Annotated in this window: 15 protein-coding genes and 2 pseudogenes; 4 read left to right on the top strand and 13 right to left on the bottom strand. The window is 70.3% G+C overall.

The window, feature by feature from the left end:
- Positions 1-157 precede the first annotated feature (157 nt).
- The gene (locus ABZ570_RS27210) at positions 158-5,671 is read right to left on the bottom strand and encodes a carboxyl transferase domain-containing protein (protein WP_358069456.1); all 5,514 of its coding nucleotides are present in this window, start codon (positions 5,669-5,671) and stop codon (positions 158-160) included.
- A gap of 507 nt (positions 5,672-6,178) precedes the next feature.
- On the opposite strand from ABZ570_RS27210, the pseudogene ABZ570_RS27205 reads away from it, so the two are divergent.
- Positions 6,179-8,064, top strand: a pseudogene (locus ABZ570_RS27205) (ATP-binding cassette domain-containing protein).
- A 45-nt stretch (positions 8,065-8,109) separates the two neighbouring features.
- Here ABZ570_RS27205 and ABZ570_RS27200 read toward each other — a convergent pair.
- The 5 genes from ABZ570_RS27200 to ABZ570_RS27180 all read right to left on the bottom strand — a co-directional run bounded on the left by ABZ570_RS27200 (position 8,110) and on the right by ABZ570_RS27180 (position 13,605).
- Positions 8,110-9,309 carry an amidohydrolase family protein gene (locus ABZ570_RS27200; RefSeq protein ID WP_358069453.1) on the bottom strand — a complete coding sequence of 400 codons (1,200 nt, stop codon included), beginning with the start codon at positions 9,307-9,309 and terminating at the stop codon, positions 8,110-8,112.
- A 154-nt stretch (positions 9,310-9,463) separates the two neighbouring features.
- On the bottom strand, positions 9,464-10,186 hold the full coding sequence (locus ABZ570_RS27195) for a GntR family transcriptional regulator (RefSeq protein ID WP_358069450.1): 723 nt from the start codon (positions 10,184-10,186) through the stop codon (positions 9,464-9,466).
- Between the two features lie 73 nt (positions 10,187-10,259).
- On the bottom strand, positions 10,260-11,642 hold the full coding sequence (locus tag ABZ570_RS27190; protein ID WP_358069447.1) for an aldehyde dehydrogenase family protein: 1,383 nt from the start codon (positions 11,640-11,642) through the stop codon (positions 10,260-10,262).
- 36 nt (positions 11,643-11,678) lie between these two features.
- Positions 11,679-12,689 (bottom strand): proline racemase family protein, encoded by a 1,011-nt coding sequence (locus ABZ570_RS27185; protein ID WP_358069444.1) that lies wholly within the window; start codon positions 12,687-12,689, stop codon positions 11,679-11,681.
- 19 nt (positions 12,690-12,708) lie between these two features.
- Positions 12,709-13,605 carry a dihydrodipicolinate synthase family protein gene (locus ABZ570_RS27180; RefSeq protein WP_358069441.1) on the bottom strand — a complete coding sequence of 299 codons (897 nt, stop codon included), beginning with the start codon at positions 13,603-13,605 and terminating at the stop codon, positions 12,709-12,711.
- On the opposite strand from ABZ570_RS27180, the pseudogene ABZ570_RS27175 reads away from it, so the two are divergent.
- Positions 13,562-14,410 (top strand): annotated as a pseudogene (locus ABZ570_RS27175) (FAD-dependent oxidoreductase); the annotation flags it as partial. The gene ABZ570_RS27180 and the pseudogene ABZ570_RS27175 overlap by 44 nt on opposite strands.
- Here ABZ570_RS27175 and ABZ570_RS27170 read toward each other — a convergent pair.
- The 5 genes from ABZ570_RS27170 to ABZ570_RS27150 are packed head-to-tail and all read right to left on the bottom strand — an operon-like array spanning position 14,382 to position 20,126.
- Positions 14,382-15,494 carry an oligopeptide/dipeptide ABC transporter ATP-binding protein gene (locus ABZ570_RS27170; protein ID WP_358069438.1) on the bottom strand — a complete coding sequence of 371 codons (1,113 nt, stop codon included), beginning with the start codon at positions 15,492-15,494 and terminating at the stop codon, positions 14,382-14,384. The pseudogene ABZ570_RS27175 and the gene ABZ570_RS27170 sit on opposite strands and share 29 nt — an antisense overlap.
- On the bottom strand, positions 15,491-16,513 hold the full coding sequence (locus ABZ570_RS27165) for an ABC transporter ATP-binding protein (RefSeq protein ID WP_358069435.1): 1,023 nt from the start codon (positions 16,511-16,513) through the stop codon (positions 15,491-15,493). Before ABZ570_RS27165 ends, ABZ570_RS27170 begins: the two co-directional genes overlap by 4 nt.
- Before the next feature lie 4 nt (positions 16,514-16,517).
- Positions 16,518-17,459, bottom strand: a complete 942-nt coding sequence (locus ABZ570_RS27160) for an ABC transporter permease (protein ID WP_358069432.1) — start codon at positions 17,457-17,459, stop codon at positions 16,518-16,520.
- Positions 17,456-18,460 carry an ABC transporter permease gene (locus tag ABZ570_RS27155; RefSeq protein WP_358069429.1) on the bottom strand — a complete coding sequence of 335 codons (1,005 nt, stop codon included), beginning with the start codon at positions 18,458-18,460 and terminating at the stop codon, positions 17,456-17,458. Before ABZ570_RS27155 ends, ABZ570_RS27160 begins: the two co-directional genes overlap by 4 nt.
- A gap of 7 nt (positions 18,461-18,467) precedes the next feature.
- A complete protein-coding gene (locus tag ABZ570_RS27150) occupies positions 18,468-20,126 on the bottom strand; it encodes an ABC transporter substrate-binding protein (RefSeq protein ID WP_358069426.1) in 1,659 nt (552 codons plus the stop codon).
- 483 nt (positions 20,127-20,609) lie between these two features.
- On the opposite strand from ABZ570_RS27150, the gene ABZ570_RS27145 reads away from it, so the two are divergent.
- Together ABZ570_RS27145 and ABZ570_RS27140 are read left to right on the top strand one after the other, a co-directional pair.
- Positions 20,610-21,050 (top strand): hypothetical protein, encoded by a 441-nt coding sequence (locus ABZ570_RS27145; protein ID WP_358069423.1) that lies wholly within the window; start codon positions 20,610-20,612, stop codon positions 21,048-21,050.
- A complete protein-coding gene (locus ABZ570_RS27140; RefSeq protein ID WP_358069420.1) occupies positions 21,047-21,607 on the top strand; it encodes a redoxin domain-containing protein in 561 nt (186 codons plus the stop codon). Before ABZ570_RS27145 ends, ABZ570_RS27140 begins: the two co-directional genes overlap by 4 nt.
- Before the next feature lie 78 nt (positions 21,608-21,685).
- Here ABZ570_RS27140 and ABZ570_RS27135 read toward each other — a convergent pair whose 3' ends face one another.
- Together ABZ570_RS27135 and ABZ570_RS27130 are read right to left on the bottom strand one after the other, a co-directional pair.
- Positions 21,686-23,812, bottom strand: a complete 2,127-nt coding sequence (locus ABZ570_RS27135; RefSeq protein WP_358069417.1) for a peptidase M6 — start codon at positions 23,810-23,812, stop codon at positions 21,686-21,688.
- A gap of 306 nt (positions 23,813-24,118) precedes the next feature.
- A complete protein-coding gene (locus tag ABZ570_RS27130) occupies positions 24,119-26,314 on the bottom strand; it encodes a S8 family serine peptidase (protein ID WP_358069414.1) in 2,196 nt (731 codons plus the stop codon).
- Positions 26,315-26,538: the final 224 nt, after the last annotated feature.

Raw genomic sequence — 26,538 nt, 5'->3', positions numbered from 1 at the left:
CACCGGGGAGCAGCTCACCGTGCAGGTGCAGCTGCTCGGGGCGCGCTCGTGGGCGGCTGCGGTGAGGCACCCGCCGACGTTCAGGCGTCACCGCGCAGCCCGGACCGTACCCGGGCACACGCTCCGCCGACAACCGGGAAGCGCCGGGCGCGGGCGGTCAGTCTCCCGACGCCCTCGCCAGGCCCCGCTCGACGGCTGCGACGATCTGCGGGCGCAGCTCCTCCGGCCGGATGATGGCATCCACCGAGCCCACCTCGACCGCGCGCTGGATGCTGTGCACGCCGTCGAACGCGGCGGCCACCTCGCCCAGCTTCTCCGCCCGGACCGTGGCCCGGACGTCCATGAGCTGCGTGACCAGCGCCGCCCGCTCCCCACCGGTCGCCGCGGCGACGCGCGCCTCCAGCTCGGCCACCCGCGGATCCTTTGCGGTACGCGCGTTGACGTCGCCGGCGAACACCACTGCCGCCGCGGGCGCTCCGCCGATGACGGACGCGAACGAGCCCTCCACGGCGAGCACCGTCATGTTCGGGTTGAGCGCCTTGGAAAACACCACGAACGCGCCGCCGTGGTACCGCGAGATCACGCAGAACACGATCGGCCCGTCGAAGTTCACGATCGCCCGGCCGATCTCCGCGCCGTACTCCAGCTGCAACTGCCGCATCGACTCCGGCGAGCCGTCGAATCCGGACAGGTTCGCCAGCACGACCAGCGGCCGGTTCCCGCTGGCCGCGTTGATCGCCCGCGCGGCCTTCTTGGACGAGCGCGGGAACAGGGTGCCCGCGGTGTAGGTGTCCGGGCCGTCGGTGGGCGGGAATCCGCGCCGCGGCACCGAGCGAGACTCGATGCCGAGCAGGCACACCGGGATGCCGCCGAGGTGCACGTCCTGCACGACCGCGGTCTCGGCGTCGGCCATGCCCGCCCACCGCTCCAGGATCGCGTGATCCTGGTCGGCCAGGGCCCGCATCAGCGTACGGATGTCGAACGCCTTCTTCCGGTCGGGGTTGCGCTCCCGGGAGAAGATCTCGCCGACGGTCGTGAAGTCGCTGTCGGGCATCACGTGCGGGTAGTCGGAGATGTCGCGGTCGACCGGGTCGGACGTGACCGCCCGGCGGGGCCGGGTCTCGCCGGGCGCGATGTACGTGTGGTCGTGGTGCGTCATCAGCAGGTTGCGGGCGGCCCGCAGGTCCGGCGCCCAGTACTGGGCCTGGCCGTTGGGGCCCATCACCCGGTCGTAGCCGCCGATGCCGAAGTTGTCCTCGGCCGACACCCCGCCGGAGAAGTCCAGCGACTGCTTGCCGGTCAGCACCATCGCCGAGTCCGGGGTCATCACCAGGATGCCCTTGGTGTGCATGAGCATGGTGGCTTCGGCGTTCCAGTACGGCTGGGCGCCCACGTTGATCCCGGCGACCACGATGTTGATCTCGCCGCCCTGCTGGGTGAACTCCACGATCCGCTTGAGCGCGGCGGCCACCCAGTCCATGTTCTCGGTGCCCGAGGTCATCGAGATCCGCGCGCCCGCGGACAGCGCGAACCAGTCGACCGGTACGCGCATCCGCTCGGCCAGGTCGAGCGCGGCGATCACCCGCGCGCATTCCGGCTCGGCCAGCGCGCCCAGCGCCTTGGTCGGGTCGCCGAGCAGCACCACCCGCGTGACGCCTTCGGGGTACCGCTCGGTCGGCGTGCTCACCACACCGGCGACGATGCCCGCCTTGTTCTGCCCCTTCGGTCGGTCGACGGGGGTCAGCTCACCGGTGTCGTCCAGGTCGTACTCGGTGAAGCTGCCGCGCTGGCCGGCCAGCATCTCGGTCAGCTCGTAGGGGTACGTCGTGCCGCGCCGCCGCGCCGAGAGCACCTTCTGCCGGTAGTCGTCCAGCGGCTGGATCGGCTCGGCCGTCGGCTCGGTGACCGACACCCGCATGCCCGCGTCGTAGGAGATCTGGACCGCGATGTCGGTCAGCTCGCCGGTGGCCACGTCGCGCTGGCGGCCCAGGAACAGGACCTCCTCCAGGCCCGCGCCCGCCGTGAGCGGCAGCACGCGCTGGCCGATGGCGCTCAGCTCCTCCATGGTCAACTCGCTCGGGGGCCAGACGTAGATGGTGATCCGGTTGGTGTCGAGCCGCTTCTTCGCGGGCCGCTGCGCCTGGACCTTGCGGATCGCGTCGAGGCACGCGTCCAGCGCGCCTTCGACCGCCGGCAGCGCCAGGATCCGGCCGTCGGCGTCGCGCAGCGGGGTCAGGTCGCGGACCTGTGCCATCGCCGCCAGCCGCTCGTCGGCCGGGTTGTCCGGGGCGACGCAGTGGAAGACGTAGACCTCTTCGTCCGCCGACGGCAGCCGGGTCAGGTCGAAGTTCCGCAGCCGCGGCAGTTGCAGGCGCTGGGCGATCAACGGGTGCAGCCCGCGGATGACCTTGTCCTCGCCCAGGCCCGGCCGGAACGTGAAGTGGTGGTGCATCTCCGCGCCGTTGCGCCCGGCCACCGACATCGTCACCCGCTGGCACACGTCCAGCAGCCCGGCGCGGTCGAGGATCTCCCGCAGGGTCGCGGCCATCGTGTCCACGTCGGGCTGGTCGGTCCAGGTCAGGTACACGTCGGCGACCGACGGCTCGGGGCCGCGGCCCGGCGTCGGACGCGCCGAGGCAGAGCCGTCGCTGGAGCCCGGGTGGGCCAGCCCGGCGACCTTCTCCAGGATCGCGGGCAGCTCGGCGAAGTCCGTGGCCGCCGCGAGCAGCCGGAAGCGCTCGCCGTCGCGGTCGTACTCGGCGGTGAAGAACGAATGCCCGGCCACCTCGACGCATCGCGCGTCGCCCGCGCCGCTGTTGCCGTAGTAGCGGCGGCTGAGCACCTCGAGCATCGGGCCGTGGTCGGCGCTCGGCCGGCCGATGCGCTGAGCGAGCAGCCGGACCAGCGGCTCGGGCGAGGCGACCATCTGCGCGATGCGCTCGGCGCGGTCGGCCGCGTCCGGGTTCCGGTCCAGGTGGCGCAGGTGGCCGCGGACCCCCGCGTACACCTCGGCACGCTTGCGGCGCAGCATCGGCTGGGCGGCCCAGCGGAACACGATGCTGCGGGCCAGGTCGCTGACCACCGGGAACCGGAGCTGGGTGGCGAAGATCAGGTGCTCCAGCGCCTGGCCGACCAGTTCCCGCAGCCCGTCGCCGGGCAGCGGCTCGGTCAGCCACTGCTGCAGGAAGGTGACGATCACCGTGACATCGGCCGAGGCCCGTTGCTGGGCGAGGAAGATCCGGAACACGGCTTCTTCCAGCGCGGGCGTGCGCTCGAAGTCGTGGACGCCGTAGTGGGCGAGCACCCGGGCGAGCCGGTTGCGGAAGGTGTCCGACAGCGCGGCGCGCTCGACGTCCAGGCTCTGCAGGTAGGTGTGGAAGTACTCGCGCGGGCTGTGCAGCCGGGTGTCGGCCTTGTTCTCCTCGCCGGCCGGCCGGTTGCGGCTGAGCTCGGACAGGTCGGCGAAGACCTGCAGCAGCTCGACCTCTTCCTCCAGCGGGCGGTGGCTGAGCTCGGCCCGCGCGGCCAAGTAGTTGGAGAGTGCCCGCCGCTCGTCGCGGGGGTCGAGGTCGTAGCCGAGCAGCAGGCTGCGCAGATCGGCGATGCCGCGCGCGACCCGGGCCTCGGCGGACATGCCGGTCGGCTCGGGCGGCAGCTCCAGGTCGACGGCCTCCGTCTCCGCGGCCTCGCCCGCGGCGGCGTCGCCGGTCGGCTCCAGGCGCAGCAGCGGCGCCCCGGTCTCCACCTGGCTGCCGACCGAGACCAGGCATTCCCGCAGCTTCGCCTTGAACGGCGCGCGCAGCACCGTCTCCATCTTCATGCTCTCGAGGACGAGCACGGGCGCGCCCGCCTCCACCTCGTCCCCCACCCCGGCCAGGGTCGCGACGACCAACGCGGGCGCGGGAGAGCGCAGCACGCCGCCCTCGTCGCGGCTGACCCGGTGCGTGATGCCGTCCACCTCGACCAGGTGGATCGGACCGTGCGTGTCGGTGACGAGGCGGAAACGCCGGCCGTTGACCAGGATCCGGCCCGTGTGCTCGTCGAAGCGCTCAAGCTCGGCGTCCACGGTGGACGCTTCCCCGATGCCGACGCGGAACCGGCGCGGCCCGGTCTGCGCGACGGTCACCCGGTAGCTCGCGCCGCGCAGCTTGAGGTCGATCGGACGGCCGCTCTCGTGCTGGACCTGCGGGCGGCCGCCGTGCGCGGTGGACAGCAGCCGCTGCCGCTCGACGAGCGCCTCGTCCTCGTACGCCTCGATCGCGGCCGCGACCAGCGCGATCCCGGAGTGCTTGGTGGAGACCAGCCGGCCCTGCCCACGGACCCGGTCGATCCAGCCGGTGTCCGCGCTGCCGTCGATCACCTCGGGCTGGTCGAGCAATTCGAGCAGGAAACTCTTGTTGGTGGCGCCGCCCTCGATGACCACCGTGGTCTCGGCGACCGCACGGCGCAGCCGGCCGAGCGCTTCGTCACGCGTACGGCCATAGGCGATGATCTTGGCGATCATCGAGTCGAAGTCGGCCGGAATCACGTCGCCCTCGCTGACCCCGGTGTCCACCCGGATGCCCGGGCCGCTGGGCAGCACCAGCCGGACGATCCGGCCGGGCGACGGCGCGAAGTCACGGTCGGGGTCCTCGGCGTTGAGCCTGGCCTCGACGGCATGCCCGGCCTCGGCCGGGATCCGTTCGCCGAGCCGGCCGCCGGCGGCCACGTGGATCTGGGCCTTGACCAGGTCGAAGTCGGTGGTGGCCTCGGTGATCGGGTGCTCGACCTGCAGCCGGGTGTTGACCTCGAGGAAGGCGAACAGCTTCTCCCCGGGGTGGTAAAGGAACTCGACCGTCCCCGCGCCGCGGTAGTCCACGGCCAGGGCGAGCCGCTCGGCCGCCGCCTTCAGCTCGCGGGCCTGCTCCGGGGCGAGCACCGGGGAGGCGGACTCCTCGATGACCTTCTGGTTGCGCCGCTGCACCGAGCAGTCCCGGACACCCAGCGCCCACGCGGTGCCCTGGCCGTCGGCGATCACCTGCACCTCGACGTGCCGCGCGCCGGTGACCAGACGTTCCAGGAACACGACGCCGCTGCCGAACGCGCGCTCGGCCTCCAGGCTCGTACGCTCGTAGGCCTCCGCGAGCTCCTCGTCGCTGCGGACGACCCGGATGCCCCGCCCGCCGCCGCCCGCGGTCGCCTTGAGCATCAGCGGATAGCCGATCTCGGCCGCCGCACGCTTGGCCGCGTCCAGGCTCTCCACCGCGCCGCGGCTCCACGGCGCCACCGGGACGCCGACCTCCTCGGCGATCAGCTTCGCGCCGATCTTGTCACCGAGCATCCGCATCGCTTCCGCGCTCGGGCCGATGAAGGTGACCCCGACCTTCTCGCAGAGCTCGGCGAAGGCCGGATCCTCGGCGACGAAGCCCCAGCCCACCCACGCGGCGTCCGCACGCGTCTCGACCAGCGCGCGCTCCAGGATCCGATGGTCCAGGTACGGACGCGCCGACGCGGGCCCGAGGCAGTAGCTGTCGTCCGCCTCACGGACGAAGGTGGCGGTGGCCTCGGCGTCGGTGTAGAGCGCGATGGTCTCGATCGGCCGGGCCCCGGTCTCGGCGTTGAGCTCGCGGACAGCGTGGATCAGCCGCATGGCGGCCTCTCCCCGGTTGACGATGGCGATGCGGCTGAACACCGAGTAACCCTCCCAAAGGTCTCTCCACAACACAACGAGGACCCCTCGAGGCAGGGGTCCCGTCACAACCTTCACCGCTACCGCCGGGTATGGAAATGTCGGAGCCGCCACCCGAGGACAAAAAATGTTGTGGACATCCGCCAACCCGGAAGGTGCATGGCTGGACATTCCCGGCATCGATGCATCAGCCCGACCGCCTCCGCCGGCCTCCGGGGACACACCCGACCGAGCACGGGCCGCACCAGCCGGCCGACGCCGTGTCGGATTTCCGTCGGAGTCGGCCCTCGCACCGGCCGCCACCACACGCGACGGCACATCCACGACAATAACCGTCAGTACCGAGACGGATACTACGAGCCATGCGCGCCGGCCACCCCGGCCGGCCGACGAAACTCCGTAACCCCGGGAGGCACGTCCGTGGCAGAGACCGCGACCACCGAGGGCGAAGCGCCGACCGAGCCGCCGGACCGGCAGCGGAACGAATCGGTGTTGCCGGAGCTGCGGGCGATGTGGTGGGAGACGGGGGTACGCGCCCGGGCGGAGGCCGGGCTGTTCGCCGTGTTCGCCGAGCTGCCGCGGCTGATCTGGGCCGCCCTCCAGGTCAGCTGGCGTGCCGACCGGGCCCGCACGCTGGTGGTGGCGGCGACCACCGTCGGGGCGGGCGTGATGGCGGCGTTCGGACTGCTCGCCACCCAGCGGGTGCTCGTGGAGCTGTTCGCGGGAGGACCGACCGCGGACAAGGTGATGGCGGCGCTGCCGGCGCTGGCGGCACTGGCCACGGCGACGGCGCTCCGCGCCGGCATGGCCACCGGGATGGGATACGCCCAGAACGGCCTGGCCCCGAAGGTGGACCGGGCGGTGGAGCGGGGGCTGTTCGAGGTGACCACCGCCGTGCGGCTGGAGGCGTTCGACGCCGACGCGTTCGCCGACGACATGGAACGGGCCTCCCGCGGCGCGGACTCGACCACCGATCTGGTGCAGTCGTCGATGAACCTCCTCGCGGGGTTGGCCGGGCTGCTCGCCGTGGCCGTCGCCGTCGCCGTGATCCATCCGCTGCTGCTGGTGGCGCTGCTGGTCGCCACGATGCCGAACGCCTGGGCGTCGCTACGGGCCGGGCACCTCCGCTACCAGACCTACGCGGCCGGCTCGGTGCGCCGGCGCCGGGTGTGGCTGCTGCACCGGCTGATGGCCGAACGAGACTCGGCACCCGAGCTGCGTTCCTACGGGCTGCGCCGGTTCCTGCTGGACCAGTACGACCGGGTCATGGGCGTGGAGACCGACATCCAGCTCGCCCTGGCCCGGCGGGTCACCACGACCACCACCGTGGGGTCGATGATCGCCGGGGTGGCCACCGCCGTGGTCTACGTACTGCTCGGCCTGCTGCTCGTCGACGGGCAGATTCCGCTCGCCGCGGCCGCGACCTGCGTCGTCGCGGTGCAGTCCGCGCAACGGTCGCTGTCCGTCGTCACCTTCCAGATCGACCGTGTCTACACCGAGGGCCAGCACTTCCGCGACTACACCGGATTCATGGCCCGCGCCGTCGCCTACTGCCCGACGAGACCGCCCATCCGGCGGGCGGAGTGCCCGACCGGCTGCGGGAGGTGCACGTCGACGGCGTCAGCCTGCGCTACCCCGACCGGGACGTCCCCGCCGTGGACCAGGTGACCCTGACGATCGAGGCGGGGCAGACCGTGGCGTTCGTCGGCGAGAACGGTTCCGGCAAGTCGACCCTCGCCGCGATGATCGCCATGCTGCGGACCCCCACCGGGGGGACCATCCGCTGGAACGGCCGGCCGCTGTCCGAGTGGGACGTCGACGCGCTGCGCCCCCGCATCGCGGTCGTCACGCAGGAATACCACAAGTGGCCCTTCACCGCCGCGACGAACATCGCCATCGGCGACATCGGCGCCGAGCCCCGCCAGGACCGCATCGAGGACGCCGCTGCCCGCGCCGTCGCCCACGACATGATCATCGGACTGCCGCACGGGTACGAGACGCTGCTCGACCGTACCTTCGCCAACGGCCAGGACCTCTCCGGTGGGCAGTGGCAACGCATCACCGCCGCCCGCGGCTTCCTCCGCGACGCCGAGCTACTGATCATGGACGAACCGTCCTCCGCCCTCGACCCCCGCGCCGAGGACGCCCTCTTCCAAGCCATCCGCGACCGGCAGGGCCGAGCCACCACCATCCTCATCACCCATCGGCTCGCCAACGTCCGCCACGCCGACCGGATCTACGTCCTGCACCACGGGCGACTCGTCGAGGCCGGCACCCACGACGAGCTCACGGCCGCCCGCGGCCGGTACGCCGAGCTGTTCGCCCTCCAAGCCGCCGGGTTCGACAGCGCGCAGGCCGTCACCACGCCGCTACCGCACCAGACCACCATCGCCTGAGCGGGTCTCCACCGGCCGGTGCCGTTCCGATCGATCCAGGGTTGGCTAGATAATCTGGCCGTCCTTGACGACGGTGCGGTGTTGCGGGTCCGCCCACAGGATCGACGGGTCCTCGAACGGGTCACCGGGCAGGATCACGAGGTCGGCTCGGGCACCCACCGCGACGCGTCCCAGGTCAGGTCGGCCGATCAGCTCGGCGTTGACGGACGTCGCGGAGCGCAGCGTCTCGAGTGCCCCCTCGACCTCGACCTGCAGTCGCAGCCCGGTGAGTTGCTCGTCTTCCAGCGGGCCCATCAGGTCGGTGCCGAACCCGATCGGCACGCCCGCCGCCCGAGCCAGCTCGATCGCCCGCCGGCCGGCTGCCAACACCTCGCGGTTCTTCGCCTGGCCGATCGACGTGAGTCCGACCTGTTCGCCCCGGCGGTCCATGGCGTCGTAGGCGGCCAACGTGGGCACGAGGAACGCACCGTGCTCGGCCATGAGGTGGGCGGCGGGCGCGTCCAGCAGGTTGCCGTGTTCGATGGTGCGTACCCCGTTGGTCACGGCGTGGGCGATCGCCTCCGGCGAGTAGGCGTGGGCGGCGACGTAGCTGCCGCGCCGGGTGGCCTCGTCGGTCACCGCCCGGATCTCGGCCGCCGAGTACTGCGGGACGCGAATCGGGTCGGTCAGCGAGACCACCCCGCCCGAGGCCATGATCTTGATGGCGTGTGCGCCCTGGCGGAAGCGGTCGCGAACGGCTCGACGCAGCGCGTCGACCCCGTCCACGATCTCGGCCAGATGCGCTCCACCGGCGCAGAGGTCCAGGTCACCCGGGCGGGGGTCGCCGTGCCCGCCGGTCTGCGACAGCGCCGGTCCGGTGTACAGGTACCGCGGCGCCGCGATCAGCCCCTCCCCGATGGCCCTGGCCAGGCCCGGGTCCCCGCCCGCCACGTCCCGCACGGTGGTGAACCCTCGGCGGAGGGCAGCTGCGAGGCGACGGGCCCCGACCAGCGAGAGGTAGCTCAGCGGGCTGGACTCGAGCGCGAGCAGATCCAGTTCGGTGCCGTAGGCGTGGAAGTGCGCGTCGATGAGGCCGGGGATGACGGTGCCCCCACGGGCGTCGATCACCTGGCCGGCCGGGCGGGCGGAGCCGTCGACCGCCACGATGACGCCGTCGTGGATGTGGACCGCACCCTCGGTCAACTCGGCCGACATCCCGTCGAAGATGGCCGCGTTGACGACACTCAGCGTGTGAGCCGCGCTCATCGAATTCGCGACTGGGCAGTCCGGGTGGCCCGGGAGCCCGTCGCTCCCTCCTTTCGGGGTGGTCCTGCCGCTACGGCAGCACCGCATCGGTCCTGTGGTGCGCCGTGGTTGAGCCGACCGGGGCCGTACGTCGGCGCCGGTCGACCGCCGGAGATCAGCGGGTGTTGTCCTGGGCCGCTGCCGCGGCTCGCGGCCGCTGCCGGCCCGGGCGTTCCTCCCGGCCGGCCCAACTGCCGCGCACGTGGCCGATGTGCGCCTTGATCAGCCGTTCGAGGCCACGCCGGTCGTTGGCGGCGATGAGATCGAGCATCTGGAGGTGTTCCGCTGCCGAGGAGGCCAACTCGTCGTTGGCGGCGAGCCGGGTCAGGCCGTACAGCCTCGTCCGGGACCGCAGCTCGCCGACCAGCGAGACCAGGTTCGCGTTGCCCGCCAACGCAAGCAGCTCCAGGTGGAATATGCGGTCGTGCTCGATGTACGCGATCAGATCCTTCGCCTGCGCCGCCTCGACGATGCGTTGCGCCATCGGCCGCAGGCGGGCCAGGTCATCGGCAGTTACGACGCTGGCCGCCCGGACGGTCATCGGAACCTCGAGAAGCTGCCGGATCTCGGTGATGTTGTCCAGCTCCTCGTCGGTGAGCTCAGTGGCCCGGAAACCCTTGTTGGGCACCGTCTCGACGAGGCCTTCCTTGACCAGGTCCAGCATCGCCTCCCGCACCGGCGTGGGCGATACGCCGAACTGCGCGGCGAGGGTCGGCGCGGAGTAGATCTCCCCGGGGCGCATCTCACCGGCGACGAGCGCCGCGCGTAGGGCGTGGGCGACCTGGCTACGCACGCTACGCCGCGCCTCGAGCATCGGCAGATGCAACGACTGCCCCACTACTGCACCCCCTTCGCTCGTAGGATAGTTGGACCGGGTCCGGACGCATTGCACCACCCGCGTGGTCTCATGGTCATGTCGGGGGGACCGCCGTGGTGACCGTGTGCAGCGAAGTGTAGAACTCCTGTGGGGCCTTGCCCTGCTCCCGCTGGCCGAAGCTGGAGTCCCGCTCCCCGCCGAACGGCAGGTAGAAGTCCACACCCGTCGTCGGCGCATTGATCTTGATCTGCCCCGCCGCAAGCCCGTCGGCGCACCGCAGTGCGGTGTCCAGGTCGGTGGTGAACACCGAGGCGGCCAGACCGTAGCGGACGTCGTTGGCTGCCTCGATGGCCTCGGCGACACTACCGGCCCGGCTCACCGCGCAGATCGGTCCGAACACCTCCTCCCGGAGGAGCAGGTGATCGGCCGGTAGGTTGTCGACGAGGGTCGGTGCGACGAACCAGCCCTCGTCGGCTCCCGGGCACCCGCCGGTGAGCAGCCGACCACCGCTGGCCTTGGCGCTTGCCGCCGCCTCGAGCACCCGGTCCCGGGCGGCCCGATCGATGACCGGGCCGACGCTGGTCGCGACATCGTCCGGGTCGCCAAGGCGTAGCTCCTCCGTGGCGGCGACCAGCGCCTCGGTGAAGCCCGCCGGGTCACCTACGATGATCACCCGTTTGGTAGCGGTGCACTTCTGACCCGCGTAGCCGAAAGCGGCGTAGGCGATCTGCCGGGCCGTGTCGGCGACATCCACGTCGGGCATCACGATGGCCGGGTTCTGGCCTCCCATCTCGCACTGGGTGGCAACCCCACGTCTCGTCGCGGCCGACGCCACGAGCGCACCGACCGCGGCCGATCCGGTGAAGGAGACGACGTCGCCGGCCGCGACGACCGCCTGACCGGCCTCGGCGTCGCCGGGTAGCACGGCGAGCAGCCCGTCGGGAAGGCACGACCCGACCAGTTCGGCCAGCCGCAGCGCGCACGCCGTCGCTTGCGGCGCCGGTTTGATCAGGGCCGCGTTGCCGAAGGCCAGCGCCGGCGCGGCCTTCCACAACGGGATCGCCAGGGGGAAGTTCCAGGGCGTGATCAGAGCCGCGATGCCGCGGGCACGCCGGCGGGTGTAGGTCAGCCCATGGCCGCCGGCGCTCGGCTCGTGGAGCGCACCGATCGGATCGAACACCTGTTGGGCGTAGTAGCGCAGGATGGCCACGGACCGGGCGACCTCGCCGAGCGCCTCGGCCCGCGGCTTACCCACCTCGCGCACCACCAGCGCGGCCAACTCGTCCGTCGCGGCCGCCACCGCCTGGGCGGCGGCGTGCAGGGCGGCGGACCGCTCCGCCGGCGACGCGGCGGCCCAGGTGCGCTGCGCCTCGCGGGCCCGGCGAACGGCTCGGTCGACGTCGGACTCGGTGGCCTCGGCCACCGAGATGACCAGATCGGTGGGGTTCTGCGGGGATGTGGACTGTACGACAGACACCATGAGCTCCAGGCGTTTCGCTACCGCGAGGGTTGGTCAGAGCAGGAATCCGGCGGGAAACGGATCGGTCGGGTCAAGGAAGTACTGCGCGGTGCCGGTGATCCAGGCGCGACCGGTGAACGTCGGGACCACCGCCGGCCGGCCGGCTACGGTGGTGGGTTCGAGCAGTCGTCCGACGAACCGGCTTCCGATGATCGACTCGTTGACGAAGTCGGTGTTCAACGGCAGCTCGCCCCGGGCGTGCAGTTGGGCCATCCGGGCTGACGTGCCGGTACCGCACGGTGACCGGTCGAACCAGCCCGGGTGGATGGCCATCGCGTGCCGGGAGTGCCGGGCGTCCGAACCGGGTGCCGCGAGATAGACGTGATGACAGCCGGCGATATCCGGATTCTCCGGATGCACCGGGTTGAGCTGCTCGGTCACCGCGTCCATGATGGCCAGTCCGGCGTCCAGCATCCGCTGCCGGACCCGGGGTTCCGCCGGGGTGAACGCGATGCCGAGCTGGTCCAGCCCGATAATGGCGTAGAAGTTGCCGCCGAACGCGACGTCGAGGGTGAGCGTACCGAGCCCGGGTACCTCGACCGTCGCGTCCAGCTCGTGCACGTACGCCGCGACATTGCGCAGCGTGACCGACTCGGCACGCCCGTCGCGCACGGCGACCTCGGCGACCACCAGGCCTGCGGGTGTGTCGAGCCGGATCTGGGTCACCGGCTCGGTGACCGGCACCATGCCGGTCTCCACCAGCACCGTGGCCACCCCGATGGTGCCGTGCCCGCACATCGGCAGGCACCCGCTCACCTCGATGTACAGCACGCCCCAGTCGGCATCCGGCCGGGTCGGCGGCTGCAGGATGGCTCCGCTCATGGCGGAGTGTCCACGGGGTTCGTACATCAGCAGCGTGCGGATGTGGTCGAGATGGTCGAGGAAGTACTGACGGCGTTCGGCCATCGAGCTGCCCGGGATGACACCGACGCCACCGGTGATCACCCGGGTCGGCATGCCCTCGGTGTGCGAGTCGATCGCGTGGAACACGCGGTTGGTACGCACGGGTCCTACCGCCCTCTCACTATCGGTATCCGGCCGCGATCGCCTTTTCGGTGGCCTCCCGGACGGCGCGCTGCTGCTCGGCGGTGAGCGGAACGCGGGGCGGCCGGCAGGGCCCGCCGTACCGGCCGACGATGTCCATCGACAGCTTGATCGCCTGGACGAACTCCGTCTTCGAGTCCCAGCGCAGCAGCTGATGCAGCGCCCGGTAGAGCGGCAGGGCGGTGGCCAGGTCGCCGCTGGTGGCGGCGTTGAACAGCTGCACGCTCGCCCGCGGCAGCGCGTTGACGTAGCCCGCGACCCAGCCCCGCGCCCCGGCGAGGCCCACTTCCAGTGCGACGTCGTCGGCGCCGATCAGCACGTCGAGGTCCGGGGCCATCTCGCTGATCTCGTAGGTGCGGCGCACGTCGCCGGAGAACTCCTTGACGCCCACGATCAGGCCCTCGCCGCTGAGCCGGGCGAGGAGGGCCGGCGTGAGGTTGACCTTGGTGTCGAGCGGATTGTTGTACGCCACCACCGGGATGCCGACCTTCGCGACCTCGCGGTAGTGCTCGACAACAGCCCGATCGTCGGCCCGGTAGGCGTTCGGGGGCAGCAGCATGACCGCCGCGCAGCCGGCCTCAGCGGCGTCCTCGGCCCATCTGCGCGCCTCCAAGGCGCCGTAGGCAGCGATGCCGGGCATCACGGTGAAGCCGTCCGGTGCGGCGTCGACCGCCGTACGCACCACGGCGCTCCGCTCCTTCTCCGTCAGCGTCTGGTACTCGCCCAGCGACCCGTTCGGGGTTACGCCGTCGCAGCCCTCGGCAGCCAACCACCGGACGTGTTCCGCGAAACGATCGTGATCGACCTCCAGCCGGTCATCGAAGGGCAGCGCCGTGGCGACCAGCACCCCGTGCCATGGCTTCAACCGCGTGTGCATCCAGTACTCCTTCTCTCTGGTCGCATACGTCCAACTGTCGCCGCCGCTGCGGGCACGACCCTGGCGGCGCGGGCCGTACAATGTCACACTACAACAGCACAGCCGATGGACTCCAGCGCCAAACGCTGCCCCGAGGTACACATGTCCGACACCGCTCCCGCGCGTCGGCGCGACCGAGCGCACCGCGTCAGCCAGGCACCGGCGGCCGCGTCGTGACCAGACACGTCAGCCGCGCGACCATCGCGACAATCCCCACCTTGTCGTCATTCGAACGGGAACCGTCGGCGCTGCCTGCGCCTGCTACGCCACCCGAGCGGGCCTGGCGGTCACCGTCATCGACCGAGTACGGATCGCCGGCGGAACAACCGGGGCCGGCGAGGGGAACATCCTGGTCTCCGACAAGGAGCTCGCCCCGAGCTCGACCTCGCGCTGCTGTCGAATCAGCAGTGGCGGGCCCTGGCCGACCTGCCGCTCGACGGCACGGCGTTCGGTTGTGCGGTGCGGCTCGAAACCAAAGGCGGCCTTGTCGTGGCAACCGGCCAGGCACCTCTGGACGTTATGCAGCGGCTTGCCGGAAAGCAACAGGCGCAAAGGAATCGAGGCGCTCGCCGTGCCGGCGCACGAACTGCACGAGCACGAGCCGCACCTGGCCGACGATCTGGCCGGCGGCTACCTGTACCCGCAGGACATGCAGGTGCAACCGGATGCCGCCGGGCATCGCACCGCCGGCGATGCTGACGCCGCCACCGCACAGGTGCGCGACGTCCGACCCGAGGTCAGCGCGCGCTCGGCCGCCGGCCGGACGTCCGGAGATCGACGGTCCGCGCCCCGACGAGTGGGGCCTGCCGCGGCGCCGTGGACCTGGATTTCGGCGCGGCGGTCACCGCCGGCGGGACCCGGCCGGCATCGATTTCCTCCGCGTAGTGGCAGGCGACCTGATGCCCCGCCCCGACCGTGCGCAGCGGCGGTCGCTCGTCCGTACAGCGAGTGGGTTGGCGCCACGGGCAGCGGGTGTGGAATCGGCACCCGGCGGGCGGGTTGGCCGGCGACGGCAGGTCGCCCCGGAGCAGGATCCGCTTGCGGCCCGCCTCGACCGTTGGGTCCGGCACCGGCACCGCCCCCATGAGGGCCTTGGTGTAGGGATGGGTCGGCCTCTTGTAGAGCAGCTCGGCCGGGGCCTGCTCGATGATCGATCCCAGGTACATCACGGCAACGGTGTCGCTGATGTGCCGGACCACGGCGAGGTCGTGCGCGATGACCAGGTAGGTCAGCGAGAACCTCTCCTGCAGCTCCTTGAGCAGGTTGATCACCTGCGCCTGGACGGACACGTCCAGCGCGGACACCGGCTCGTCGGCGACGACCAGCTTGGGGCTCAGCACCAGGGCCCGGGCGATTCCGATCCGCTGGCGCTGGCCGCCGGAGAACTCGTGCGGGTAGCGGTGCAGCGCGGTCACCGGCAGGCCCACCACCTCCAGCAGGTGCCGGATACGTCGTGCGTGTTCCGCCGCGCCGCCGGGGATCTTGTGGGCCCGCAGCGGCTCGGTGAGCAGGGACTCCACGCTCTGCCGGGGGTCCAGGCTGGCCATCGGATCCTGGAAGACCATCTGGAAGTTCCGCCGTGCCGATCGCAGCCGCCGTTCACCGAGCCCGAGCAGGTCCTCGCGGTCGAGGGTGACGGTGCCGCTGGTCGGTTCGACCAATCGCATGATGGCGCGCGCGAGGGTGGACTTGCCGCAGCCGGACTCACCCACCAGGCCGAACGTGGTCCCGGCCGCCACGTCCAGGTCCACGCCGTCCACGGCCTTCACCCAGCCGTGCGGCCGGCGCTGGAGCGTACCGCTGCGGATCGGGAAGTGGACCTTGAGATCGCGTACCTGCAGCAGGCTCATTCGGCACTACCCTCGTGACGGCCCGCACCGGCGGCGTGCGGCGCCGGCTCCAGCGGGCGTGGACAGCGGACCTGGCGCGGCGGGACCAGGCTGAGATCCCGCACCGGGGGCGCAGCACCCAGACACGCGTCGACCGCGTGGTCACAGCGGGGCTGGAACGCGCAGCCGCGATCCCACGGCACGACGTCTCGCACCGAACCGCGGATCGTGTGCAACAGGCCGCCCCGCTCGCCGTCCATCCGGGGTATCGAGCGCAGCAGACCGTCGGTGTACGGGTGGGCGGGCTGCCCGAACAGGCCGCTCACCGGGGCGGATTCGACGATCCGACCGGAGTACATCACGTGGACCCGCTCACACAGTCCGGCCACCACCCCCAGGTCGTGGGTGATCATCACCAGCGCCGAGTCGCTCTCCTCGACGAGGTCCCGCAGCAGGTCGAGGATCTGCGCCTGGATGGTCACGTCGAGCGCCGTCGTGGGCTCGTCGGCGATGAGCAGCCGCGGCCGGCAGGCGATCGCCATGGCGATCATCACCCGCTGCCGCATCCCGCCGGACAGTTGGTGCGGATATTCCCGGAGCCGGCGCGCCGGGTCCGGGATCCCGACCCGGTCGAACAGTGCCTCGGCTTCTGCCCTGGCCTCGGCGGCCGCCGTGCCGCCGTGCCGGACGATCACCTCGACGAGCTGCCGACCCACGGTGACCACCGGGTTGAGGGAGGTCATCGGGTCCTGGAAGATCATGGCAACGTCCCGGCCACGGACGTCCCGCATCCGCCGTGCGGAAAGGGACAGCAGGTCCTGGTCGCCGAGCATGATGCTGCCGGTGACCTGTACGTTCCGGGCGGGCAGCAGCCGCATGATGGCCAGTGACGTGACGGACTTGCCGGAGCCGGACTCGCCGACGATCCCCACCGACTGCCCCGCCTCGACGTCGAAGGTCACGCCGTCGACCGCCCGGACCGGCGGGTGCCCGGGCCGGGTGAAGGTGACCGTGAGGTCCCGTACGCGCAGGAAGCTCATCTTTTCACCGCCGTAGCTTGGGGTCGAGTGCTTCGCGCAACGACTCCCCGACGAGGGTGAAGCCGAGCGCGGCGAGGACGATCGCCAGTCCCGGGTACAGCGCCAGTTGCGGGGCGGAGGTCAGCGCGACCTGGGCGTCGGTCAACATGCGTCCCCATTCCGGCGCCGACGGATCGCTGCCGGACAGACCGAGGAAGGCCAGGCCGGCCGCCTCGACGATGGCCAGCGCGAGGGTCAGGGTGCCCTGGACGATCACCGGGGTGAACGAGTTCGGCAGCACGTGGCGGAAGACGATGCCGGCCCGGGAGATGCCGAGCGAGCGCGCCGCCAGCACGTAGTCGGCGGCGCGTTGCCCGAGCATCTCGCCGCGCAGCAGCCTGGCGAAGATCGGCACGTTGACCACCGCGATGGCGATCATCACCGAGGTCAGGCTCTGCCCGAGCAGCGCGGCGATCGCGATGGCGAAGAGCAGGCCCGGTACGGAGAGCATGATGTCGACCAGCCGCATGACCAGCACGTCGACCCAGCCGCCGAAGGCGCCCGCGAGCAGCCCGAGGAACACCCCGACGGTGGCGCCGATCGTCAGGGACACCACGCCGATCAGCAGCGACTGTCGAGCCCCGTGGACAAGCCGGGAGAAGACATCCCGGCCAAGCGGATCGATGCCCAGCCAGTGCTCGGCCGAGGGCCCGGGGTAGGCGCCGGGCCGGACCTGGGACAACCACGAGTTGTCCTTCGGCGAGTACGGCGCGATCCACGGCGCGAAGACGGCGACCGCGACGAACAACAGGATCAGCGCGAACCCGACGATCGCCATCGGGTTCCGCAGCAGGCGGCGCATGGCCTCACCGCGCAGGCCACGCGCCGACGGCTCCTCGGCGACCACCGCGTCGACGCCCGTCGGCCCGGTCGGTTGCCCGGGGCGCGCTTCCTCCGCGATGCTCACGACACCCTCACCCGGGGATCGAGCAGGCCATAGAGAAGGTCGACGATCATGTTGATGAGTACGTAACTCACGGCAATCACCAAGATGAAACCCTGAATGGTCGGGAAATCGCGTGCGACGATGCCGTCGGCCATGAACTTCCCGACGCCGGCGAAGGCGAACACCGTCTCGGTGAGGACGGCTCCGGCGAGCAGGACGCCCATCTGGAGCCCGATGACGGTGGTCACCGGCAGCATCGAGTTCCGCAGCACGTGCCGACGGGTCACGGTGCCGGCCAACAGGCCCTTCGCCTCGGCGGTGCGCACGTAGTCCTCGTGCAGGACGTTGACCACCGAGGCGCGGGTCATCCGGACGATCACGGCGAGCGGTATCGAGGCCAACGCGATCGCTGGCAGGATCAGGTGAGTCAGGGCGTCCCAGCTCGCCGGCAGGTTGCCGGTGAGGATGCCGTCGAGGACGTAGAAGCCGGTGGGATGTTCAGCGCTGGCGCGCGGATCGGCCCGGCCGGCGGTCGGCAGCCAGCCGAGCTGGACGGCGAAGACGAGCTTGAGCAGGTACGCCAGGAAGAAGATCGGGACGGTCACCCCGAGCAGGGAGCCCGAGACCAGGACGCTGTCCAACCAGGTCCCGTAGCGCCGGGCGGCCAGGTAGCCGAGCGGGATGCCCACCGCGACGGCGATGACGAGCGCGGCGACGGCCAGCTCGATCGTGGCCGGGAACCGGCGTGCCATCTCCTCGAGGACCGGCCGCCCGGTCTGCAGCGACGCGCCGAAGTCCAGCCGGACCGCCCGCCCGAGGAACTGAAGGTACTGTTCCCAGAGCGGGCGGTCCAGGCCGAGCTGCGCCTCGATCTGTTCGATGGCCGCCGGCGTCGCCTTCTCCCCGAGCAGTGCCTGGGCCGGCCCGCCCGGAAGCGCGCGGACCCAGGCGAACAGCAGGATCGACAACCCCAGCAGGATCGGGATCAGCTGAAGCAGCCGTCGAGCGACGAAGCGAAGCACGGGACTGTCAGCCTTCGATCTTCACGAGCTTGAAGTACTCGAGGCTCACCGGGGACGGCTGGTAGCCGGACACGTTCTTGCCCAGCCCGAGCAGCGGCCGGTTGTGCACGAACGGCACCCCGGGGATGTAGTCGAAGATGAGCTTGTTGGCCTCCTCGTACAGCTTCTGGCGGGCGGCCTGGTCGGTCTCCGCGAGGGCCTGCTTGAGCAGCCCCTGGATGCCGGGGTCGGTCAGGTTGAACTGCGGGGTGGTCTCGCGGAAGAAGGTGCCCACGAAGTTGTCCGGGTCGGCGTAGTCGCCGCTCCAGCCCAGCAGGAAGAGCTGCCCCTTCCCGTCGCCCTGGATGTTCTGCAGGTAGTCCGGCGTCCACGGGACCGTCTTCGGGACGATCGTGAAGCCAACCTTCTCCAGGTCCGCCGCGAAGGACTCGTAGACCGCCTGCGGGTTCGGCATGTACGGACGCGAGACGTTGGCCGGGTACCAGAACTCCAGCTTCAGGTCCTTCTCCCCCGACTCGGCGATGAGCTGCTTGGCCTTCTCCGGGTCGTACTCGTAGCCCGTGACGCTGTTGTTGTAGCCCCACTGCGACGGCGGCAGGAACTGGTTGGCCACCTCGGCGCCCTCGGGGTACGCCGCTGACAGCAGGCCCTGGCGGTTCAGGGCGTGCGCGATCGCCTCGCGGATCTTCTGGTTCTTCAGCAGCGGCACCTTCTGGTTCATGCCGACGTACCCGACGTTGAAGGCCGGCCGCTCGACCACCTGGCCGACGTTCTTCACGGCCTGGATGTCGGCCGCCGCGACGCCCTCGTAGGCGTCGATCTCGCCGGCCTGCAACGCCTGCATGCGCGCGGTCGCGTCGGCGATGGGCCGGAAGATGATCTGGTCCAGCGGGGGCTTCCCCTCGCGGTAGTTCTCGTTCGCCTCCAGGACCAGCCGCTCGCCGCGGTCCCAGCTCACGAACTTGAACGGCCCGGTGCCGGCCACCACCTTGGTGCCGAAGCCGCCGGTGTAGGAGATCGAGTCGCCGCTGACCGTGAGGTCTGTGCCGCCCTGCTCGATCGCCTTGGGGCTGGCGATGGAGAAGGCGGGCAGCACCAGGCCGGACAGCAGCGCGGACGACGGCTGCTTCAGGTGCAGTGTCGCAACCGAGTCCTCGGTGGCCTCGCAGGAGGCGTAGCGGCTGGTCTTCGGCGCGGCTTCGTTGTCCTGGGTGGCGAAGCCGCCGAAGATGGTCTGCCAGTAGTACGAGATGTCGCTGTTCTGCTGTGCGCCCTTGAAGTTGTACCAGCGGTCGAAGTTGTAACAGACGGCCTTGGCGTTGAACGGTTCGCCGTCGTGGAACTTGACGTCCTTGACCAGGTTGAAGGTGTAGGTCAACCCGTCGTCGCTGACCTTCCAGTCGGTGGCCAGCGACGGGACGACCTCGGTCGTTCCCGGCTTCAGCGCCACCAACGTCTCGTAGACCTGGAAGATGACGCGGAAGGACTCACCGTCGGACACGTACGCCGCGTCCAGCGTCTTGGGGTCCTCCGAAGCGCCGAAGACGAACGTCTTGCGCTCTCCGTCCCCGGTTGACGTGGCGCCCTTGCACGCGGTGGCTGCGGCGAGCAGCCCCACGCTGGCCGACAGGGCGACCATCCGCCCGACCTTTCCGTACACACGCATCTGTTTCCTCCTTGGCTGTCCGCCGCGCGGTCCGGTGGGCACGCTCGCGCCTCTCCTGTGGATCGGCACAGGCGCTCGCGCCGGGACGCTTGCGCCCGACACGGAAGCCGAGATCCGGGCGGGCATGAGGCGTGGCGGACGGGTGGTCACCGCAGACATGTCGAGGGTGCGGAGCACCTTCTGGGGCTGGACTCTGCCAGGCAGAGTAACCATCGAAACGGGCTGGTGCAATGTACAATTGCAACCTCGTTTCTCAATCGTGACCCCGACGTCCGAGGTCGCGCCCACCGCGCCCCACCACAAGCGACAAATCAGCTCCGCACGACCGCCAACGTCCATGAGCACCGCCGACGCTCGCGCGGCAGTGCTCGGCGGGCGCCACCCACGCCTCACCATCCACCACCCACATAAGACAAGCATCGGAAGGGAGGGAACGGCGGGTCCTCCCGGCCTGAACGGCCGGGTCTCCACGCCGCAAATCCGATGAACCAACGACGAGCGCTACTGCTCAGCATGGCCATGCTGGGCGCCACAATCGCCGGCGGCTGCTCCGACCCACCCACCGCCCCCGTGAAGACCCAGGTCATCCGACTGACCGTGCCCGACTGGAACCTGCGCCCGCCCGGCACCAGTTGCGCCGGCGCCGGGCCCTACCGCTTCGCCCACCCCGAGGCGCCGTACGTCATCGAGGACGGCAACGGCCGCGAGATCGCGCGGGGCACCCTCCCCACGGGCACCTCCGAGAAGGCGATGGATGTCGACTTCAGCAAGGTCAGGCGCGAGCCGACGCTGTGCGTGATGCTGCTCAAGGTCAAGGCGGTGGAACAGGTCGAGGGACATGTCCTGGTCCTGGAAGACCGCCCGGCCGTACCGATCAAGAAGAGCGACGCCCCGGACATCGCGGGCGAGGTGGTGGTTTCATGAAGCCCCAAAGGCGTCTCGCGGCGTTGCTCGTCGCCGCCCTGTCCCTCGGCGGCTGTACCGGCTCGGCGGGCCAGGCCGACCAGCCCCCGCCGGCGACGCTCCCGGGCCCGGTGCCCAAGGGCGTCACCTTCGTCGCCCCGCCGACGAACGCCCCGCGGGCGCCCGGATTCACCCTCGAGTTGCTCGACGGCACGGCCCTGAAGCTGGACGAACAGTGGGATCGCCGCCCGGTCGTCCTGGTCTTCCTCGAAGCCTGGTGCACGCTCTGCGCCGACCAGCAAAAGGAGATCAACCAGCTCGTCCAGGAGTATCGGGACGTGGTCCTGTTCGTGGGCGTGGGCACCGACTCGACCGCCGATCGCATGAGCCAGTACGTCCGCGACAACCGGGTCGAACACCCGGTGGGGATCGATCCGACCGGACAGGTCTGGCGGAAGTACCGGGTGGAGGAGCCGCCGCTGGTCGCGCTGGTGAGCAAGGGAGGCAAGCTGCTGCGTGGCTGGCCCGGCGGCACCGACACGCTGCGCGCGCAGCTCGACGACCTCGTCGCCAGGTAGTCGTCCACGGCGGCGGTGACACAACCGGCGGCAGCCCGATGGGCTGCCGCCGGTCGCGTCCAGCGAGTCACCTCCGGGTCATCGCCCCTGGCCGTGGCCGGCGCCGGGCGTGGTGTCCTTGACGTGCACCTGGCAGGTCACGCTCGTCGACTTGCTCGGGTCGCTCTCCGAGGTCGCGGTCAGGGTGACCGTGGCCTGGTCGGCCGACCCCGCGGTGCGGGTGGCGTAGACCGGCACCTCGACCGTGCCGCCGGCCTTCGCCGTCGTGACCTCGTACGGCATCCACGTCGTCCAGCCGTCGCCCACCGAACTCGCCGACAGACGGTAGACGTCGGAGTCGACGAACTTCGTCACGTCACGCGGATGCCCGGCGGTGGCTCCCGCCGCTCCCGTGTTGCTCAGCGGGAACGTGCACTGCGCGGTCCGCGACGGGGTGACCCCCTGCTTCACCGGCTGCCCCAACGCCACGCCGCGCGCGTTCGGCCCGGAACCGTCCAGCGACCGGACGGCCACCGTGTACGACAGGACGCCGTCGGAGTTCCGGCGGAGGTCCAACACGTACACGTGCAGCCGGTTCGCCTCGTCGACGTACTCGTACCGGGAACCGGAGTCGGTCCCGGCGTGGAAGAGGGCGTCGTTGAGCTGGCGGTGGTCGGCGATGGTGGCCATCACCGGGGTGCCGTCCGGCGCGTAGTAGTCCACCATCTCGATGTCCTGCGGGTTGGCGTCAATCACCCAGTCGAAGCAGTTGTAGCCGCAGGTGTTGCTCTCCCTGCTCTTGTTCTTCGCGATCAGGACGCCGTTGTCCGGCGTGAACGAGTCGAAGCCCATCCGGTCCACGACCTCGACCGTGTAGTCGTCCCAGCCGGTGTTGCCGTGGCAGAACGGATCCTTGTTGATGTCGCAGTCGGGGGTGCGGTCAGGGCGGCCCGGACCGTCCAGGGCGATCCGGACGCCCGAGATGCCCTCCGGCCCCGGGTCGACCGCCCGCGCGGTGACCTCGGCGACGACGACGCCGGAGTTCGCCAGCGCCTCCCGGCTGACCCGCAGGACGTTCTGGTCCGGCACGATGCCCATGTTGATCTTGTTACGGAGCATCAGGCCGGCCGGACTCCAACCACCCTGGTTCGGCGGCACCACCCAGCGCATGTGGTGGCCGCCGGGACCGTTGAACGATCCCCGGTCCATCATGTCCCACGGTGCCGAGCCGACCCGGTGCAGCGGCTGTGGTGGATTCTGCCGGTGGGCGAACGGATTGTTGTTGTTGTCGCCGATCCGGAAGAAGAAGTGGCCCATCTCGTGGGTGATCGTGCCGGAGCTCTCACCCTGCCGGATCGACGACAGGCCCCACTGCTGGGCGGCCGCCTTCCACGACGTCCACTCGACGTAGCGGGTCGGCGCCCAGTTCGGCAGGCTGCCGTCCTTGTTGAACTCGGCCGGCGGGCCCCACTCGTCGGGGATGTCCTCCTTGTTGAGGAACATCATCTCGCCGAACTCCTGCCAGATGCTCGTCTCGTCGTAGCCGGCGTAGACCCGGAGGATCACGTCGTACCCGCAGTTGCCGGTGCACTTCTGATCGGTACGCCAGGCGTTGGCCGCATCGTTGTCGAGGTTTCCGTTACACGTGAACCCCTTCGGGCAGGCCGACTGCTGGTTCCACTCGTTCAGGCCGTACTCGAACAGGTTCCGCGGCATCCGGTAGGGGCCGAACGCGTCGAGCGCGGCGACCCCGAACTGACCGCGGCTCTGTTCCATCCAGTACTCGTGGACGGTGCGCCCGTGGTTGAGCTCGTTGGGAGTCATGTAGTAGTCCCGGTAGAACTCCGGGACCTCCTCGCGACCGATCGGGTCGATCTGCGGGTTGCCGAACTGGTCGCTCTTCTTGGGCTGGGTGATCACGAACGGCTGGTCGGCGAAGTCGACCGCGACCAGGGCGATCTTCAGGCCCCGCACCGACGGCTTGACGTTCGGGTCATTCCACTTCGTGTGTGGGATGTCCTTCCAGTCCTGCCAGGTCATGTCGTACTGGTTTTTCCAGTTCTGCGGGTCGACGGGCTGGAGTTTGCCCGACCCGTCCTGGGTGGGTGCGGCATACCCGGGCTGGATCGGCGTGGCAAGCAGGAGGACGACGGCACCGGCCGCGGCAACCAGGTGCCGCCACTTTCGCCGCCAGGGCGTTCGTCTTGGGATGAGCTGTTCTGTCACAACGTTCCCTTTCTGTGTGACGCTCGTGCGTGAACAGCCGGGAGAACTTCGGATCATTGCGCCGGAGGTACGACCCGGCCGGAGCACCCGAGAGCCGGGCCCAGATGTGTGGGCCCGGCGATCAAGCGGTGTGCTATTGCACTATCACACCGCAGCAGGGCGAGGTGGTCAAGAACTTGGCTTAACCCCGGTGCCCGCGATCCGACCGGTCGGCGTCCACAGTGGGCGACGAGCAGCCTGCGAGGGATGCCGACAGCTTCCGGGCCCACCTCGGCAAGCTGACCGAGGTGGGCCCGGAAGCGGGAACTACTGTTGCACCGGCACCTCGGGGTTGTGGAAGGTCAGCGTGTTGGCCTTCTCGACGTTGCCCTTGTTGTCGGTTGCCCGGTACTCGATCGTGCGCAGGCCCGGTCCCTTGACCCGGAACGGCGCCTGGTACTGCGTCCACGACCCGCCATCGAGGCGGTACTCGATGCGAGCGACACCGACGCCCCAGCCATCTTCGGCGCTCAGCGTCACCAGCGGGTTGGCCACCCAGTCCACATCGCTGTTGGCGTGGTGGCTCAGGGCAATGGTCGAAACCGGCGCGTCGACCTCGATCATCTTGAGGGCGGCCTCCAGGTTGGGCAGCGGCCCGATATGCTCACCCGCCGTCGCCGCGCCCTGCGGCGTACCGGTCGCCTTCAACACCTCCACGATCTTCTGACCGCTCCAGGGCTCCTGGCCGGTGGCCTTGAGATACGACTGGATGGCCACGACGGCGTTCGTCACGACCGGCCCGGCGCCTGACGTGCCACCGAACGACTGCGTGTAGCGGACGTTGAGGTTCGCGGGGTTCGTTCCGCCCTGCAGGTTTCCGTTGCTCCCGGTGGTGGTGATGTTGTGCCCCCAGCCCTGCAGGTCGAACCGGGTGCCGTAGTTGGAGAAGCTGAGTCGCTCGTGGTCGGTGCTGCTACCGGCCCCGACCATGATCGAGCCGGAGTGCTGCACGGTCGGGTCGAACCAGCGGATGCCGTTGCGGACGTACATCGGGTCGTCGGAGTTGGTGTTGCCGTTGCCGCCGGTCGACACCACGGTGACACCCAACCCGGTCAGCAGCTTGATCGCGTCGAACACCGCCGGGATCCACTCCAGCGGCGCGTACCGGGTGCCGCCGAGCGGGCTCGAGGTCTGCTGTTCCAGCAGCACGACGTCGCCGGGTCGCAGCCCGCCGTTGGCGGCCAGGTAGACCAGCGCCGGTCCAGGGTTCCATGAGGTGCGACCGGAGGGCAGCCGCTCGTTCGGCGAAATGCCGTAGAACTCGGCGTCGGGAACGCCGCCGGTGACGCCGTACGCGTTGTCACGGCCAGCCATGATGCCGAACACCGCCGTGCCGTGCTCGTCCGCGAAGCCGGTGTAGCGCGGGAAGGCGTCGCCGCCCAGATCGCTCGACCAGTCCAGCTGCAGATCCTCGTGGAACGGGTTCCAGTCGTACTCGAGGTCGGCGACCTTGATTCCGGTGCCGCGCAGTCGGGGGTCACGCCGGCTGAAGTCCGCGTCGATCCCGGTCGGCGCCGGTCGGAGGTAACCCTGCCGACCGGTGAAGTCCGGCGTGGTCGACGGCGGCGGCACCGGCTCCGGCACCGGATAGACGTGCGCGATCTCCGGCAGCGCCGCGAGCTCGGCCAGGAGGGCTTCGGCGTCCACCCCGGACGGCATGGTGAGCCGGTACCAGGAGGATATGTCGGGCGCGGCCTCGCCGGTACGTTCTGCCGCCTCCTCGGCGAGCTCGGCCAGTTCGGCGGACGAGACGCTCCGCACCATGGGTGCCAGGTCCCTGGCCTGGCCGTGCCGGTCGAGGACGCTCTCGACCCGCCGCAGGCTCTGGCCGCGCTCGCTGCGCAGGCCGGCGTTCGCACCGCGGATTTCGAGCGATTCGGCGAACTTCACCTCGAATGCCATCTCGGTGTCGACCTGGTCAGTTCCGGTGATCTCGCGGCCGTCGGACAATCGAGCGGACAACGTCAATTCGGCGCTGTCCGAGCCGAGTCCGCCGTCGCCGACCAGGTCCGCCTTGTCGAAGTGCAGCACGAGGTCCCTACGGCCGTCGCCATCGACATCCCGTTTGGTCGCGATCACCGCACCATCTGCCCATTTCGCGGGCGGGGCACCCCCGGCTTTGGACGTACCGAGCAGAACACTCCCGGGGTCCACGGCGGTGGCGTCGAATGCCGCGGTGCTCCGCAGGACCGCCGGCACCAACCCGGTGCCGGCCAGATTGATGCGGTCGGACAGCCCGACCGCGAGGTCGACTCGCCTCTCCACCGACTCGTTCGCGTACGCGGATGGCCCGACGACCAATGCGCCCGGCACGACGAGTGCACCGAGCGCGATGGCGGCCGAGAAACGCCTGGCCATAGCGGCTTCCTCCGTTTCTGGGCGCAGTAGATCTGCGGCAGGTCCGCCGACCGGCGGACCCTGCCGCGAAAGTATTCTTGTCCAGAATCCTATTTCGTCATTCACTGCTGTAACTATCTACAATTGTCGTGGTTTCTTGTCGACGGGTCGAACCAGTGTCGCAACGAGCCGGCGTTGCGCTCCTCCGCAGACGATTCGTATCAGGCGTGACAATGGCAAAAGAGTGGTGGGCCGGCGATTGCCGGCGACGCCGAGCAGCGCGAGCGCCGGGCGGCGGCCGGGTAGTCGACCGCCAGGCCGCGGGCCAACGACGCGTCCGGCCCGCCGGC

It is taken from the genome of Micromonospora sp. NPDC007271, assembly GCF_040634005.1.
In the GTDB taxonomy this organism is placed as follows: Bacteria; Actinomycetota; Actinomycetes; order Mycobacteriales; family Micromonosporaceae; genus Micromonospora.
Note: the sequence above shows the minus strand (reverse complement) of the source record. Positions and strands in the feature narration are given on the sequence as shown.

What these genes read in the sequence shown, in the direction of transcription:
- ABZ570_RS27140 (WP_358069420.1), top strand. Translation starts at nt 21,047, where the DNA reads ATGAAGCCCCAAAGGCGTCTCGCGGCGTTGCTCGTCGCCGCCCTGTCC.
- ABZ570_RS27150 (WP_358069426.1), bottom strand. Translation starts at nt 20,126, where the DNA reads ATGCGTGTGTACGGAAAGGTCGGGCGGATGGTCGCCCTGTCGGCCAGC.
- ABZ570_RS27180 (WP_358069441.1), bottom strand. Translation starts at nt 13,605, where the DNA reads ATGCACACGCGGTTGAAGCCATGGCACGGGGTGCTGGTCGCCACGGCG.
- ABZ570_RS27165 (WP_358069435.1), bottom strand. Translation starts at nt 16,513, where the DNA reads ATGAGCTTCCTGCGCGTACGGGACCTCACGGTCACCTTCACCCGGCCC.
- ABZ570_RS27170 (WP_358069438.1), bottom strand. Translation starts at nt 15,494, where the DNA reads ATGAGCCTGCTGCAGGTACGCGATCTCAAGGTCCACTTCCCGATCCGC.
- ABZ570_RS27145 (WP_358069423.1), top strand. Translation starts at nt 20,610, where the DNA reads ATGAACCAACGACGAGCGCTACTGCTCAGCATGGCCATGCTGGGCGCC.
- ABZ570_RS27200 (WP_358069453.1), bottom strand. Translation starts at nt 9,309, where the DNA reads ATGAGCGCGGCTCACACGCTGAGTGTCGTCAACGCGGCCATCTTCGAC.